At 68.1% G+C, this 14,627-nt stretch carries 11 protein-coding genes; 6 read left to right on the top strand and 5 right to left on the bottom strand.

Annotation, left to right across the window (positions count from 1 at the left end):
- Nucleotides 1-181 precede the first annotated feature (181 nt).
- Together EV687_RS00160 and EV687_RS00155 are read right to left on the bottom strand one after the other, a co-directional pair.
- On the bottom strand, nucleotides 182-3,259 hold the full coding sequence (locus EV687_RS00160) for an Rne/Rng family ribonuclease (protein ID WP_122225881.1): 3,078 nt from the start codon (nucleotides 3,257-3,259) through the stop codon (nucleotides 182-184).
- Nucleotides 3,260-3,448: 189 nt separating this feature from the next.
- Nucleotides 3,449-3,667 carry a hypothetical protein gene (locus EV687_RS00155; protein ID WP_122225880.1) on the bottom strand — a complete coding sequence of 73 codons (219 nt, stop codon included), beginning with the start codon at nucleotides 3,665-3,667 and terminating at the stop codon, nucleotides 3,449-3,451.
- A 473-nt stretch (nucleotides 3,668-4,140) separates the two neighbouring features.
- Here EV687_RS00155 and EV687_RS00150 point away from each other — a divergent pair, with 473 nt between their 5' ends.
- The 6 genes from EV687_RS00150 (at nucleotide 4,141) to EV687_RS00125 (ending at nucleotide 10,764) form a co-directional block, all read left to right on the top strand.
- A complete protein-coding gene (locus EV687_RS00150) occupies nucleotides 4,141-5,157 on the top strand; it encodes an RluA family pseudouridine synthase (RefSeq protein ID WP_207226384.1) in 1,017 nt (338 codons plus the stop codon).
- 160 nt (nucleotides 5,158-5,317) lie between these two features.
- Nucleotides 5,318-5,635, top strand: coding sequence for a Grx4 family monothiol glutaredoxin (gene grxD / locus EV687_RS00145; RefSeq protein WP_122225878.1), 318 nt, complete (start codon nucleotides 5,318-5,320; stop codon nucleotides 5,633-5,635).
- A gap of 15 nt (nucleotides 5,636-5,650) precedes the next feature.
- Complete coding sequence (guaD, locus tag EV687_RS00140; RefSeq protein WP_122225877.1) at nucleotides 5,651-6,982, top strand: guanine deaminase; 1,332 nt, start codon at nucleotides 5,651-5,653, stop codon at nucleotides 6,980-6,982.
- Nucleotides 6,983-7,080: 98 nt separating this feature from the next.
- Nucleotides 7,081-8,124 (top strand): aliphatic amidase, encoded by a 1,044-nt coding sequence (locus EV687_RS00135; protein ID WP_122225876.1) that lies wholly within the window; start codon nucleotides 7,081-7,083, stop codon nucleotides 8,122-8,124.
- Nucleotides 8,125-8,129: 5 nt separating this feature from the next.
- Complete coding sequence (locus EV687_RS00130) at nucleotides 8,130-8,957, top strand: CbbQ/NirQ/NorQ/GpvN family protein (protein ID WP_278044253.1); 828 nt, start codon at nucleotides 8,130-8,132, stop codon at nucleotides 8,955-8,957.
- 4 nt (nucleotides 8,958-8,961) lie between these two features.
- Nucleotides 8,962-10,764 carry a nitric oxide reductase activation protein NorD gene (locus EV687_RS00125; RefSeq protein WP_122225874.1) on the top strand — a complete coding sequence of 601 codons (1,803 nt, stop codon included), beginning with the start codon at nucleotides 8,962-8,964 and terminating at the stop codon, nucleotides 10,762-10,764.
- A gap of 42 nt (nucleotides 10,765-10,806) precedes the next feature.
- Here the strand turns inward: EV687_RS00125 and EV687_RS00120 are convergent, their stop codons facing one another.
- The 3 genes from EV687_RS00120 to EV687_RS00110 all read right to left on the bottom strand — a co-directional run bounded on the left by EV687_RS00120 (nucleotide 10,807) and on the right by EV687_RS00110 (nucleotide 14,623).
- Nucleotides 10,807-11,793: a bile acid:sodium symporter family protein gene (locus EV687_RS00120; RefSeq protein WP_122225873.1), complete on the bottom strand. Its 987-nt coding sequence runs from the start codon at nucleotides 11,791-11,793 to the stop codon at nucleotides 10,807-10,809.
- Between the two features lie 113 nt (nucleotides 11,794-11,906).
- The gene (locus EV687_RS00115) at nucleotides 11,907-13,481 is read right to left on the bottom strand and encodes a gamma-glutamyltransferase family protein (RefSeq protein ID WP_122227032.1); all 1,575 of its coding nucleotides are present in this window, start codon (nucleotides 13,479-13,481) and stop codon (nucleotides 11,907-11,909) included.
- A gap of 86 nt (nucleotides 13,482-13,567) precedes the next feature.
- Entirely contained in the window at nucleotides 13,568-14,623 is a 1,056-nt protein-coding gene (locus EV687_RS00110; RefSeq protein WP_122225872.1) for an ABC transporter ATP-binding protein, read from the bottom strand.
- Between the last annotated feature and the right edge of the window lie 4 nt (nucleotides 14,624-14,627).

The raw sequence follows: 14,627 nt of genomic DNA, 5'->3' as shown, positions 1-14,627 counted from the left end.
ATCGCCTGATGCCACAAGAGATCTGGCCGCCAGCACGCTGCGGCGTTGACGACCCGCCTGGCCCGCAGACGCAACTGCTGCCACCAACACGCTGGCCCAGCCTTCTCTCATCAAGCAATGCCGAGTATGGCATGGCCGGCTGGCGCTGGCCGCCAGCCATGCCGCCGGCACGGCAGAGGTATCAGCGATCGAAGGGCCACTGGGCCTGGGCCAGGTCCTTGCGAGTTTCCACCAGCACCAGCGGCTGCTCATCGATGACGATGGGGGCCGGCCGCTCGCGCGGCACATGCACCGGCTTGGGCGTTGCGGCAATGGCTGCCTGGACGGCGGCGACCTTGTCGGCATCGGAATGCACCCACTGCAGGCCAGCCTGCTCAGCCACGGCGGCCAGGGTCGCCACATCGAGCACGAAGACCTTGGCGGCTCCAGCGTTCACGCTGGTCTTGCGGTCCTCGGCGGGTACGGCCTCGGGCTGCAGCTTGACGGCCACGGCTGAGCTGACCGGCTCGGCCGTGTGCCGGATCGGTTGCTCGACCGGCTCCTCGACGAGTTCGCTCACGGCGGCCAACGCCGATTCCTGCAGCGGCTGGGGCTGCTGCGCCGTCTCGAAATAGCTGCGGCGGCGCGGCTGGACATCGTCCGCTGCGGCAAGGTCCGGGCGGGATGCCTGTGCATCGTCGGCAAGGTCCGTCGCCTCGGCTCCGTCATTCTGGCCGGCGGCGACGTCGCGATCCTGGCGACGACGGTCACGTCCATAACGGTCGCGCGAGCGGCGTTCGCGGCGCTCCTCACGCGCCTCTTCGCCGGCACCTTCGGCACCCTGCTCGTCCGCCAGGCCCACCGGGGCCTCCAGATTGGCATCGCGCTGGGCCTGTGTCGCCTCGCCGGCGACTGGCGCCGAGTGGCGGCCACGGCGCGGCTCGCGCTGCGGTGCCTGACCATCGCCAGCCTTGTCGGCGCCACCGGCTGGACTGGTGCGCTCGTCGGTCACCTCCACACCGCGCTCATTGCGCTCGGCCTGCTCGAGGTTGCGGCGGCCACGCTGGCGGCTGCGGCCCTGACCGTCCTCGCGGCCTTCACCGCTGCGGCCGGAGTCACGCGACTCGCGGGGCTCACGTGCCTCGCGTGCTTCACGCACGGCCTCGTTGCCGGCGTCGGTCTCCCTTTCCTCCCGGCTCCTGTCGCGGGCGCGGCCCGATGGCTGGCCATTGCCTTCCTGACGTGGCGCGCGCGGCTCGCCATTGCGGCGGCTGCGTCCGGATTGACTGCCTTCGGCACGCTCGCCGCGCTCGGTGCGGCCTGCGGCGAGGTTGGCTGTCCCCGATTCACGCCCCTCCCGACCTTCGCGGGCCTCGCGCGGCTGCTGCCGGCTGTCGCCACCGCGGCCATTGCGGCCATCCCGGCTGCCTCGGCCATTGCGATTGGCTTCAGATGTGCCCGGCTTGCGGCGATTGCCGCCACGCGAATCGCCCTTCTCCGGCTCGGCGACCGGTGCCACTGGCTGCGCGACAGGCGCAGGAGCCAGGCCAAAGAAGATCTTGATGCGCTCGAAGAAACCCAGCGGCCGCGGAGCAGCCACGGATGCCGGGGCAGCCGCTGCAACTGCGGCGGGTGCCTGGGCAACGGGTTCGGGCTTGGGTGCGACCACCGGTGGCGGCGCATCGGGCAGCAGGCCCTTGAGCACCGCCGTCTGGCGGTTGGTCGGTTCTTTGGAGCGGCGCGTGTTCGCCAGCGGATCCTCGATGTCCTCGGCCAGCTTGTAACTTGCCTGCAGGTCGTCGAGGCGGCTGTCGTCGGGCTTGAGGCGTTCAAGTCGGTAATTCGGCGTCTCCAGCGCCTTGTTGGGCACCACCAGCACGCTCACGCGCTGCTGGATCTCGATCTTCGCGACCTCGGCGCGCTTTTCGTTGAGCAGGAAGCTGGCCACCTCGACCGGCACCTGGCAGTGCACGGCGGCGGTGTTGTCCTTCATGGACTCTTCCTGGATGACGCGCAGGATTTGCAGTGCCGAGCTTTCGGTGTCGCGCACATGGCCGGTGCCGCCGCAGCGCGGGCACGGGATGGAAGCGCCTTCGGAGAGCGCAGGCTTGAGGCGCTGGCGGCTCATCTCCATCAGGCCGAACTTGCTGATCGAGCCGAACTGCACGCGGGCCCGGTCCTGGCGCAGCGAATCGCGCAGACGGTTCTCGACGTCGCGGCGGTTCTTGCTCTCCTCCATGTCGATGAAGTCGATCACGATCAGGCCGCCCAGGTCGCGCAGGCGCAACTGGCGGGCCACTTCCTCGGCCGCCTCGAGGTTCGTGCGCGTGGCCGTCTCCTCGATGTCTCCGCCCTTGATGGAACGGGCCGAATTGACGTCCACCGCCACCAGCGCCTCGGTCTGGTCGATCACGATGGCGCCGCCCGACGGCAGTTGCACGGTGCGGGCATAGGCCGACTCGATCTGGTGCTCGATCTGGAAGCGCGAGAACAGCGCAGCCGGGTCGCGGTAGCGTTTGACGCGGGGCGCGTTCTCGGGCATCACGTACGCCATGAACTGCGAGGCCTGCTCGTAGATGTCGTCGGTGTCGATCAGAATTTCGCCGATGTCGGCGTTGAAATAATCACGGATGGCGCGAATCACCAGGTTCGATTCCTGGTAGATCAGGAATGCGCCCTTGCCGCCGCCAGCGGCTTCCTCGATGGCGGTCCACAGCTTGAGCAGGTAATTCAGATCCCACTGCAGCTCTTCGGCCGTGCGGCCGATGCCGGCGGTGCGCGCGATGATGGACATGCCCTTGGGGTACTCGAGCTGGTCCATCGCCTCCTTGAGCTCGGTGCGCTGGTCGCCCTCGATGCGGCGCGAAACGCCGCCGCCGCGCGGATTGTTGGGCATCAGCACCACGTAACGGCCGGCCAGGCTGATGAAGGTGGTCAGCGCCGCGCCCTTGTTGCCGCGCTCTTCCTTTTCGACCTGCACCAGCAGTTCCTGGCCTTCGCGAATGGCCTCGTTGATCTTGGCCTGGCTGACCGAGATGCCCTCGGCGAAATACTGACGCGAGATTTCCTTGAACGGCAGGAAGCCGTGGCGTTCTTCGCCGTAGTCGACGAAGCAGGCTTCGAGGCTGGGCTCGATGCGGGTGACGACCGCCTTGTAGATGTTGCCCTTGCGCTGTTCGCGCCCCTCGATCTCGATTTCGTAGTCGAGCAGTTTCTGTCCGTCGACGATGGCCAGCCGGCGTTCCTCGGCCTGCGTGGCATTGATCAGCATCCGCTTCATGGGAGCATTCCTTCAGTGGTTTCCTCCGGACTGCCGCACCGCCTCTCGGGCGGGTGGCACCGAAGTCTCTGTTCTTGACAACCGGCCCGACAAAGGGCCGCCTATGCCTTGGGCAGGCTCGAACAGATTTCCATCGAAGAAAGCATGCGGGGCTTCTGGCTCACCAGCAGCGGCGCGCGCCATGAACATTCATGGCCGTGCGGGCTGATCGGGTGGAGGGAGCACCTGGATGAAGGCGACGGCGGGGTTGTCGCTGGCGGCCACCGGTCCATGCCGAGCCACCCCCTCTCCCACCTGTTCGCATGCTGGCGGCTCCCGGTCGGCGTGCAACACGCGCACACGAAGCTGCTGCGACTGCCACAGCAGCCACAGCAGCGCCGTGGAGAGCATCAGGAAAATGACCAGCATGGTTTCGCTTGCGTCCCCAGACGACCCGTCGCGCAGGTACGGTCCCTGCGCCAGCGGAAGGCACGCGCCTTGCGGTCGTCTGGCAAGAATTTCCGGTTCGAATCTGTTCAAGACCCCATCAGACGGTACACAAGCCACGTTTTTCTCGAATTGGCGGGCTTGCGGCCGGTCTGGCAGGCATGTTCGTTCACGGCATCTGCCCGGCTCCCCGGACAGGCCTGGGGCGGACAGCGGGCGGAGCGCGCCGCGCTTTGGCGCGGGGCGCATCCGAACCGAAGATGCATGAACCGGATGATTATAAGGGCAACATCCGCGCATTGACACACGCGTTGACACGCCCACCGGATTTTCAACCCCAGGCGGACACCGGCGCGATCCAGCCCTGCGCCGCGTACACTCTGGCCTGATCTATGAAACAAGGCCCGATGTCCTCCCGCCCCCGTCCGCCGCGCGCCCCCGCGGCTCCTGCCGCCATGGCCGATGCCGCCCCCGATGCCATCCTGGGCAGCGCCAAGGCGCCGAAAGCCCCCAGCCCGGCACGCCTGCTGACCGTGGGGGACGAATGGGAAGGCCAGCGCCTCGACAATTTCCTGTTCCGGGAAGTCAAGGGCGTGCCCAAGACCCACGTCTACCGGCTCATCCGCAGCGGCCAGGTGCGCGTCAACAAGGGCCGCGCCCAGGCCGACACCCGGCTGGCCACCGGCGACGTGGTGCGCGTGCCGCCGGTGCGCGGCAGCGCCGACACCACCCCGCCCGCCGAGACCGCTTCCAGCGCGCCGGCGCGCAGCTTCCCGATCCTTTATGAGGACGAGGCGCTGATCGCCATCGACAAACCCGCCGGTGTGGCCGTGCATGGCGGCAGCGGCGTGAGCTTTGGCGTCATCGAGCAACTGCGCGCGGCACGGCCCGAGGCGCGCTTTCTGGAACTGGTGCACCGGCTCGACCGCGAAACCTCCGGCATCCTGCTGATCGCCAAGAAACGCAGCGCCCTCACCCGCCTGCAGGACCAGTTCCGCGCCCGCAGCACCGGCAAGACCTACCTGGCGCTGGTCAAGGGCCAGTGGCCGGCCAACCGCAAGGTGGTGGACACGCCGCTGCGCAAGTACCTGCTGCCCGACGGCGAGCGGCGCGTGCGCCCCACCGGAAAGGACGACGCCGAGGGGATGCGCGCGCTCTCGCTGATGCGGGTGCGCGAGAGCTTTCCACCGGTGCCCGAGCAGGGCCTGCCGGCCACCAGCCTGCTGGAGGTGACCATCAAGACCGGCCGCACCCACCAGATCCGCGTGCACACCGCCAGCGGCGGCCACCCGATCGCCGGCGACGACAAGTACGGGGATTTCGACTGGAACCGCCGGCTGGCGCGCCACGGCCTGCCACGCATGTTCCTGCACGCCTGGCGGCTGCAGTTCAGCCACCCCTTGACAGATGCGCCCATCACCCTCACCTGCGAGCTTGGCCCCGACCTGTTCGTGCCGCCACGCCGGCCTTGAAACCCTGCGAAGGATGTCGAGTCGGCTCCGGGCCATGCGGAAATGGCAGACGCACCGCGCAAGCTGGGGCAAAATTCGTCACAATTTCACTCCTCCGGCGCGGCCCGCCCGCCCGCTCTTTTCCATTTCTCCCCGACAGGGTCTCCACAGGACACTCCCCATGAGCGACGTACAACAACGCATCGACCAACTGGTCAAGTCCCACCCCATCGTGCTGTTCATGAAGGGCAGCGCGAGCTTTCCGATGTGCGGCTTCTCCGGCCGCGCCACGCAGATCCTCAAGGCCTCCGGCGTCGACCTCAAGACGCTGACCACCGTCAACGTGCTGGAAGACCCGGAGATCCGCCAAGGCATCAAGGAGTACAGCCACTGGCCGACCATCCCGCAGCTCTACGTCAACGGCGAATTCATCGGCGGCTCGGACATCATGATGGAAATGTACGAATCGGGCGAACTGCAGAAGCTGCTGGCACAGTAAGTGCTTGGCCACGGCATGCCCTTCACTCCTCCCAAAGAGCCCGCCCCCGTTCTCCATGGCCACCGAGCCGCCATCCTGCGCTTTGACGCGCAGGGGTCGCCGCTGTACGAGAGCGACGGCCTGCTGGTCGTCGAGACGGCCGGGGCCGGCGGGCGGTGCGCGCGCATCGTCGATGTCGGCAGCCACCAGGCCGTGCTGGCGCGCCATCCCGGCCTGGCAGTGACGCACTGGCCTGGCAAGCTCATCGCCCCGGGCTTCATCGACCTGCACCTGCACTACCCGCAGACCGACATCATCGGTGCCCCCGCCGATGGCCTGCTGCCCTGGCTGGAGACCTACACCTTCCCGGCCGAGAGCCGCTTTGCCGATGCCGGCCATGCCGCCGAGGTGGCCGGGTTTTTCCTGAACGAATTGACGCGCCACGGCGTCACCACCGCGCTGGTCTTTGCCAGTTCGCATCCGGAGTCGGTCCAGGCCCTGTTCAACGCCGCCTGGCTGCGCGGGCTGCGCCTCATCACCGGCAAGGTGCTGCAGGACCGCCACTGCCCGGACGGCGTGCGCGACGACACCGAGCAAGGCCTCGTTGACTCCGAGGAACTCATCGACGAGTGGCACCTGCGCGAGCGGCTGGGCTATGCCATCACGCCACGCTTTGCGCCCACCAGCAGCGATGCCCAGTTGCGAGGCGCCGGCGAACTGGCGGCCTTCTATCCGGACACCTGGATCCAGAGCCACGTGGCCGAGAACCTCGACGAGACCCGCTGGGTCCGGGAGCTGTTCCCCGAGGCACGCTCCTACCTGGACGTGTATGCACGCGCCGGCCTGCTGCGCCCGCGCGCCGTCTATGCCCACTGCATCCACCTCGACGATGCCGACCGCGCGCTGATGCGCGAGTGCGGGAGCGCCGCCGCCGTCAGCCCCACCAGCAACCTGTTTCTCGGCAGCGGATTCTTCGACTTCGAGGCCGCTGCCCGCACCGGCATGGCCTGGGGCCTGGCCAGCGATGTCGGCGGCGGCACCAGCTTCAGCCCGTTCCACACCATGCTGGCGGCCTATTACGTCGGCCGCGAGGGCCAGACCAAGCCGGGGCTGTCGCTGCGCCCCTCCGCGCTGTGGTGGCACCACACCGGCGCGGCCGCGGCTGCGCTGGGCCTCGAAGGCGTGGTCGGCAACCTGCAGCCGGGCTGCGAGGCCGACTTCATCGTGCTCGATCCGCAGGCCACGCCGCTGCTGGCGCGCCGCACCGCGCTGGCAGCCAATCTCGAAGAACTGCTGTTCGCAATGATCGTGCTCGGCGACGACCGCCTCGTCGTGCGCAGCCACATCGCCGCACGGCCCGCCGACTGACGCTCGCTCCCCTGTACGTCAAATGACGTATTGGCCGCTGCCGGGGCGGTTCCTAGAATTTCTCCATCGATTCTGCGAACCGCCTTCAGGAGTGCCACATGATTCATGGTGATATTTCCAGCAGCCGCGACACCGTCGGCGTGGCCGTCGTCAACTACAAGATGCCGCGCCTGCACACCAAGGCCGAGGTCGTCGAGAACTGCCGCCGCATTGCCGACATGGTGGTCGGCATGAAGTCCGGCCTGCCCGGCATGGATCTGGTGATCTTTCCCGAGTACAGCACCCACGGCATCATGTACGACAGTGCCGAAATGTACGAGAACGCCGCGAGCTGCCCCGGCTTCGAGACCGAGATCTTCGCCGAGGCCTGCCGCAAGGCCAAGGTCTGGGGCGTGTTTTCGCTGACCGGCGAGCGCCACGAGGAGCACCCGAACAAGGCGCCCTACAACACGCTGATCCTGATGAACGACCAGGGCGAGATCGTGCAGAAGTACCGCAAGATCATGCCCTGGGTACCCATCGAGGGCTGGTACCCGGGCAACTGCACCTACGTCAGCGACGGCCCCAAGGGCATGAAGATCAGCCTGATCATCTGCGACGACGGCAACTACCCCGAGATCTGGCGCGACTGCGCGATGAAGGGCGCCGAGCTGATCGTGCGCTGCCAGGGCTACATGTACCCGGCCAAGGAGCAGCAGATCCTCATCAGCAAGGCCATGGCCTTTGCCAACAACACCTACGTGGCCGTGGCCAACGCGGCGGGCTTCGACGGCGTGTATTCGTACTTCGGCCACTCGGCGCTGATCGGCTTCGATGGCCGCACGCTGGGCGAGTGCGGCGAAGAGGAAATGGGCATCCAGTACGCGGCCCTCTCCAAGAGCCTGATCCGCGACTTCCGCAAGAACGGCCAGAGCGAGAACCACCTCTTCAAGCTGGTGCACCGCGGCTACACCGGCGTGATCAACTCGCACGACGGCGACAAGGGCGTGGCCGAGTGCCCGTATGAGTTCTACGGCAAATGGGTCAACGATCCGGAGGGCACGCGCAAGATGGTCGAATCGTTCACCCGCAGCACCATCGGCACCGCCGAAGCGCCCATCGAAGGCCTGCCCAACGAGGACACCGCCCAGGTCCACCAATGAGCGCCATGATCGGTGGCATGGGCATGGCAGCAGATACAGGCAGCCACGCGCTGGACGAGTGGCGGCTCGATGCGCAGCCCTACTACGCTCCGGCCGGCGGCGAGATCGAGCAGTTCGAAGCCGCCTTCCATCAACGCACTCCGCTGCTGCTCAAGGGCCCGACCGGCTGCGGCAAGACGCGGCTGGTCGAGCACATGGCCTGGCGCCTGGGCCTGCCGCTGGTCACCGTCGCCTGCAACGAGGACACCACTGCCGGCGACCTGCTGGGCCGCTGGCTGCTCGATGCAGACGGCACGCGCTGGCAGGACGGCCCGCTGACGCTGGCGGCGCGCCACGGCGCCATCTGCTACCTGGACGAAGTAGTCGAGGCGCGGCCGGATACGCTGGTGGCCATCCACCCGCTGTCCGACACCCGCCGCATGCTGCCGCTGGACCGCCACGGCGAGCTTGTCCACGCCCACCCGGATTTCATGCTGGTGGTGTCGTACAACCCCGGCGGCGGCCGCCTGCTCAAGACGTCCACACGCCAGCGCTTCTGCGGACTGGAATGCCACTACCCGCCACCCGAGCTGGAAGCGGCCATTCTCATGCACGAGGCAGGCATCGATGCCGCGCAAGCCAGACCGCTGGTGGCCTTGGGCACGCGCACGCGGCGGCTGGTTGGCAACGGCCTTGACGAAGGCGCCTCCACCCGCATGCTGGTGCGCGCAGCCCAGTTCGTCGCGCAAGGCATGGCACCGCGCGCCGCCTGCCAGATGGCCATTGCCACGCCCTTGAGCGACGCGGCCGACATGCAACAGGCCCTGGCCGCCGCCATCGATGCGAGCTTCTGACTCTTTGCCCCTGGCATTCGATTCAAGCCAGAGCCCGCAGGCAGCGCAGGTCCGCCTGGCAGAGCTGCGCACCCTGCTGCAGGCCTGGCTGCGCCTGCTGTGGAACCAAGCACCACCACTGCAGACGGCCGCAGATGCCTCGGCGGGCGCATCGCCGCTTCCCGCCGCGCCGCAAATCCTGCCCTCGGGTCTGCTGCTGCCGGCGCAGCTCGGGGCCGGGCAGCTCTGGCATAAACTGCAGCACGAACGCCACGGACTGCATGGTCTGGACACGCTGGCCCGGCAGGACCAGGATCACCACCCCACCACCGACACAGTGCTGGTCGATCTCACCCGCTGGTACCTCGCCGCGAGCGCCCACGCCGCCGCACACCTGGTGCATTCACGCCACCGCTACGACACCGCCGGCGTACCTCCGATCACCCAGGTGCTGCTGGGCGTGCTGGAAGACGCCCGCATCGAACAACTGGCCGCGCGCGAGTTGCCCGGCCTGCAACGACTGTGGTGCCATTGGCATGCACAGGCGGCCGCCCGGGCGCCTGCCGATGATGCTTCTCTGGAGGCGCTGCTGCGCCGGCTCGCACATGCGCTGGCCGACCCGGCCGTCGAAGACCCGCACCCCTGGGTGCGCAAGGGCCAGGCCTTGTTCAGGCAGCGCATGCAGGAACACCACGACTTCACCCAGGATCCGGTGGCGCTGCGCAGGCTCGCCTCCGAGCTGGGCAACGAGCTCGGGCAAATGCGCCGCGCCCTCAATCCGCGCAGCTACCGGCCGCTGCCACTGTACCGGGACGACAACCATTGGCTGTGGTACCAGTCCGGCGCCGAAAAGACCATCGCCCAGCCGCCTGCGCCACCCCCACCGCGCCATCAGCCAGGGCCATCCCCAAACGCCACCGACGCTCCCGACGCCACGCAGACACGCCACCCCGAATGGGATGCCCGCATCCGCCAGCTACGGCGCAACTGGTGTTCGGTGCATACTTTCGCGGCTGCCGAAGGCCAGCCATGGCGGGCACCGCCCCCGCTGCTGGTGCAGGCATTGACGGGCATTCTGCGCAACCAGCGCCCCCACTGGCTGACACTGGCGCGCCGGCATGACCTGCACCACGAGGGCGATGCCCTGCAGCTCGACGCCGCCGTGCAGGCCGGCGTGCAGCGCCGCAGCGGCCATGACGGTGATTGGCGCATCTTCGAACGCCAGCACGGCATTGCCTCCACGGCGGCGCTGGTGCTGCTGGATCACTCGGCCTCCACGGCCACGCGCCTGGTCAGCGATGGCGATGGCGATGGCGATGGCGGCACCATCCTGGACATGCACCGCCAGCTCGCCAGCAGCCTGCTGGCCGGCATGCAGCAGGCCGGCTGGCGCAGCGCCGCCCACGGTTTTTGCTCCGACGGCCGCCATGCCGTGCGCATGGGCTGCCTCAAGGATTTCGATGATGCGGTGGATGCGCGCCTGCAGCGGCGCCTGGGCAGCCTGCAAAGCGGCTATTCGACCCGGCTCGGCGCCGTGCTCCGTCACGCCGGCTCCTTGCTGGGTCAGCGCCCCGAAAGCCAGCGGCTGCTGATCGTGCTCGGCGATGCCGAGGTGCACGACATCGACGTCCATGCCCCCCATTACCTTGAACACGACACCCGGCAGGCACTGCGCGAGTTGCGGCAGGCGGGTGTGCGCGTGGCCTGTCTGTGTGCGGCCAGTGATGCCACGGCGGCACTCGACCGGCTCTGGGGCATGCATCAGTGGCGCCGCGTACAGCACCCCGAGCAGTTGCCGCAGGCATTGCGCGGATTGCTCGGCGCGTGACGACATCCCGCACCTATTCCACGCCCGACAGCAGATAAATCGTCAGGCGTCTTCGGCGACGTCCTTGCGCTGCGCAAAACGCTGCGCAAGGTAGGCGCACACCATCAGCTGGATCTGGTGGAACAGCATCACCGGCAGGATCATGGCGCCGATGGCGCCACCGGCAAACAGCACCTGCGCCATCGGCACGCCAGTGGCCAGGCTCTTCTTGGAGCCGCAGAACAGGATGGTGATGCGGTCCGGCAAGTCAAAACCCAGCGCCTTGCTGCCCCACCACACGATGGCCAGCACCAGCGCCAACAGCAGCGCACAGGCCAGCAGCAGCAAAAGCAGGCTCGCCAGCGGCACCTGCTGCCACAGCCCCTCGTGCACGGCGCGGCCGAACGCGGTGTAGATGACCAGCAGGATCGAGCCCTGGTCCACATACTTGAGCCACTGTTTGTTGCGCGCCACCCAGCCGCCGATCCAGCGCCGCGCGATCTGCCCGGCAATGAAGGGCACCAGCAGTTGCAGGGTGATCTTGCCGATGGCATCGGCCACCGAGCCCGCGGCATCGCCGCCTTGCACGCCCATCAGCCACAGCACCAGGATGGGCGTGATGAACACACCCAGCAGGCTCGAAGCCGCCGCGCTGCAGATGGCCGCCGGGATGTTGCCCCGCGCCATCGAGGTGAAGGCGATCGCCGACTGCACCGTGGCCGGCAGCGCGCACAGGTACAGCATGCCCAGCATCAGCTCGGGGCCGATCAGCGGCTCCAGCATCGGCCGCATCAGCAGCCCGAGCAGCGGGAACAGCGCGAACGTGAAGGCGAACACTAGCAGGTGCAACCGCCAGTGCGACACCCCGGCGATGATGCTCTCGCGCGAGAGCTTGGCACCGTGCATGAAGAACAGCAGTGCGATGGCCGCATTGGTCAGCCACTCAAAGCCGATCGCCGCACGCCCGCTGGGCGGCAGCAGCGAGGCCAGCAGCACGGTGCCCAGCAGCACCAGCACGAAGCGGTCGGGGAGAAAGCGCAAACGCGGCATGGATCTCTTCTTTCTTGGTTGCATGGTCCGGGAACCGGCTCAGAGCCGGCCACCCGCGATGGCAGGCCGGCCGGCATTGTCTCAGAAGCCGTGCAGAGGCGCTGAGAACCTGCTCACCAGCCCAGCGCCACGCCGTCGCTGCGCGGGTCGTTGCCGCCCTCGAAGCTGCCATCGGCATGGCGCACGATGGCGCCGGCATGCCCCATGCTTTCGTCGAACGGCTGCAGCACGTCCACCACATGGCCCATGCGCCGCAGTGCCTCCACCGTCTCGGCCGGGAAGCGCGCTTCCAGCTTGAGCGAATCGCTGCTCTCGCCCCAGGTGCGGCCCAGCAGCCAGCGCGGCGCGGCGATGGCCGCTTGCGGGTTCATGCCGAACACCGCGATGCGGCTGAACACCGCCGACTGCGACTGCGGCTGCCCGTCGCCGCCCATGTTGCCGTAGACCATGGTGCGGCCATCGGCGAACCGCGCCATCGCCGGATTGAGCGTGTGGAAAGGCTTTCGCCCCGGCGTCAGCGGATTGAGCGCCTCAGGGTCGAGCGAGAAGCTGCAACCGCGGTTTTGCCAGTTCACGCCGGAGTTGGCCAGCACCACGCCGCTGCCGAACTCGTGGTAAATGCTCTGGATGAAGCTCACGGCCACGCCATTGCCATCGATCACGCCCATCCAGATGGTATCGGCCGGGCCCTGGCCATTGCCCCATGGCAACGCCTGCGCGGGCGAGATGCGCGAAGCCATCTCATCCAGCTTGGCGGCCTGCAGGAAATCCTGCGGGTCGACGCGCATGTATGCCGGATCGGTGATGTGGCGATCGCGGATCGCAAAGGCCTGCTTGGTCGCCTCCACGCAGGCGTGCACATAGCTGGCCCCCAGCGGCGACATGCTGGCGGCGTCGAGCAGGCGGTCGAGCTGACCGAGAATCAGCAGGGACACCAGCCCCTGCGTGGGCGGCGGCATGTTGTAGATGGTGCCCAGCGAATGCGACAGTGCCAGCGGCGTCTTCCACACCGCCTGATGCGCCTGCAGGTCGGCCAGCGCCAGCGGGCTCCCAACCGCCTGCAAGTCGGCGGCCATGCTGCGTGCCAGTTCGCCGCGGTAGAAGTCGTCCAGCCCATCTGCAACCAGATGCTGCAGCGTGGCCGCCAGGCGCGGCTGGCGGAACAGGCTACCGGGCGCGGGCGCGCTGCCGTCCGCGTTCAGGAAGGTGCTGGCGTAACCGGCAATGGGCGCCAGCTGTGCAATGCGCTGGGCGGTGCAGACCGACTGGCTGCCGGTGACCGGGATGCCCCCTTGCGCATAGTCGATGGCGTCGCCCAGCAGGCGTGCCAGCGGCAGCCGCCCGCCCAGTGCCTCGCGCGAATAGCGCAGTGCCGCATCCCAGCCGGAAATCGTGCCGGCCACCGTGTTGGCCGCCATGCCGCCACGGAACGGAATGCTTTGCAAGCCGGCGGCACGATAGGCTTCGATGCTGGCCGCCTGCGCCGTCGCGCCGCAGGCCTCCAGGCCGCGCGGCGCCTGGCCCGGTTGCGAAATCAGCCAGAAGCCGTCGCCGCCGATGCTGTTCATGTGCGGGTAGACCACCGCGATGGTGGACGCGGCGGCCACCATCGCCTCGACGGCGTTGCCGCCTTCGCGCAGCACTGCCAGCGCGCTCTGGCTGGCCAGTGAATGCGGTGCCGTGACCATGCCGCGCACACCGCGCGCCGGGTTGGGGGTGAAGCTGGAAGCCAAGATCGGATCTCCTTGTCTATCTTTCTGAATTTCTGGATACATCAGGCTCTGCGACCACGCGGCGCGGCGCCAGGTGATGCAGCGTGCAGGATACCGGACTCCGGCACCGGCAGCGGATGCAAGCAGGCCACCTGCCGGCCCGGCAGCGGCCGCTGTACCGGATCGGTCTGCCGGCAGTCCTCCTGCACCCATTGGCAGCGGCTCTGGAAGCGGCAACCCTGCGGCAGATTGGCCGGACTGGGAATCTCCCCCTTGAGGCTGACGGTGAGCGGCGCATCAAAACGCGGAAAGGCCTGCAGCAGCCCTTGCGTGTATGGGTGGCGCGGCGCGCGCAGGATGTCCTGCGAGGGCCCCAGCTCCATGATGCGCCCCAGGTACATCACCGCCACCCGCTCGCACAGATAGGCGGCCACGCCCAGGTCGTGCGTGACGAAAACCATGGCCAGACCAGTGTCGCGCTGCAGGTCGCGCAGCAGGTTCAGCAGTTGCGCCTGTACCGAGACATCCAGGCCCGCCACCGATTCGTCAGCAACGATCACACGCGGCTCGCTGGCCAGGGCGCGCGCCACCGCGACGCGGCGCACCTGCCCGCCGGAGAGCTCGCTCGGGTAACGGTAGCGCGTTGCCTCCGGCAGGCCGACCTGCGCGAGCAGCTCATCGACGCGGCCATCCACCTCCCGGCTCTCGCGCAGGCGATGCAGGCGGATCGGCTCGGCCAGCAGCGCGCCCACCGTCATCCGCGGGTTCAGCGAACCGCGCGCATCCTGGTAGATGTAGGCCACTTCGCGGGCGAACTTCTGGCGGCCGGCGCGGTCCAGGCTGGCCAGGTCCTGCGTGCCGACGATCACCCGGCCGTTGCTGGCCGGCTCCAGCCCCAGCATCACACGCACCAGCGTGGACTTGCCCGAGCCGCTCTCGCCCACCAGCGCCAGCGATTCGCCCGGCCGCAGTTCAAGCCGGATACCGTCGAGCGCCTTGAGCTGGCGCCGTCCACTGTCAATGGGGAAAACCTTTTCCACGTCCAGCAGCGAGAACAGCGGCGACGCAGCCGCCGCGCGGGCGCTGGCAGGCGCCGGATTCATCATGCTCGTTGTCATCTTT

The organism is Corticibacter populi, from assembly GCF_004217315.1.
GTDB classification, from domain to species: Bacteria; Pseudomonadota; Gammaproteobacteria; order Burkholderiales; family Burkholderiaceae_C; genus Lampropedia; species Lampropedia populi.
The sequence above is the reverse complement of the archived record's forward strand: the minus strand, read 5'-3'. Positions and strand labels throughout refer to the sequence as shown.

Excerpts from the sequence above, each read along its gene's own strand:
- EV687_RS00155 (WP_122225880.1), bottom strand. The coding sequence starts at position 3,667 with ATGCTGGTCATTTTCCTGATGCTCTCCACGGCGCTGCTGTGGCTGCTG.
- guaD (WP_122225877.1), top strand. The coding sequence starts at position 5,651 with ATGCCCTTCACTCCTCCCAAAGAGCCCGCCCCCGTTCTCCATGGCCAC.
- EV687_RS00150 (WP_207226384.1), top strand. The coding sequence starts at position 4,141 with ATGGCCGATGCCGCCCCCGATGCCATCCTGGGCAGCGCCAAGGCGCCG.
- EV687_RS00115 (WP_122227032.1), bottom strand. The coding sequence starts at position 13,481 with ATGGTCACGGCACCGCATTCACTGGCCAGCCAGAGCGCGCTGGCAGTG.
- grxD (WP_122225878.1), top strand. The coding sequence starts at position 5,318 with ATGAGCGACGTACAACAACGCATCGACCAACTGGTCAAGTCCCACCCC.
- EV687_RS00110 (WP_122225872.1), bottom strand. The coding sequence starts at position 14,623 with ATGACAACGAGCATGATGAATCCGGCGCCTGCCAGCGCCCGCGCGGCG.
- EV687_RS00120 (WP_122225873.1), bottom strand. The coding sequence starts at position 11,793 with ATGCCGCGTTTGCGCTTTCTCCCCGACCGCTTCGTGCTGGTGCTGCTG.
- EV687_RS00160 (WP_122225881.1), bottom strand. The coding sequence starts at position 3,259 with ATGAAGCGGATGCTGATCAATGCCACGCAGGCCGAGGAACGCCGGCTG.
- EV687_RS00130 (WP_278044253.1), top strand. The coding sequence starts at position 8,130 with ATGATCGGTGGCATGGGCATGGCAGCAGATACAGGCAGCCACGCGCTG.
- EV687_RS00135 (WP_122225876.1), top strand. The coding sequence starts at position 7,081 with ATGATTCATGGTGATATTTCCAGCAGCCGCGACACCGTCGGCGTGGCC.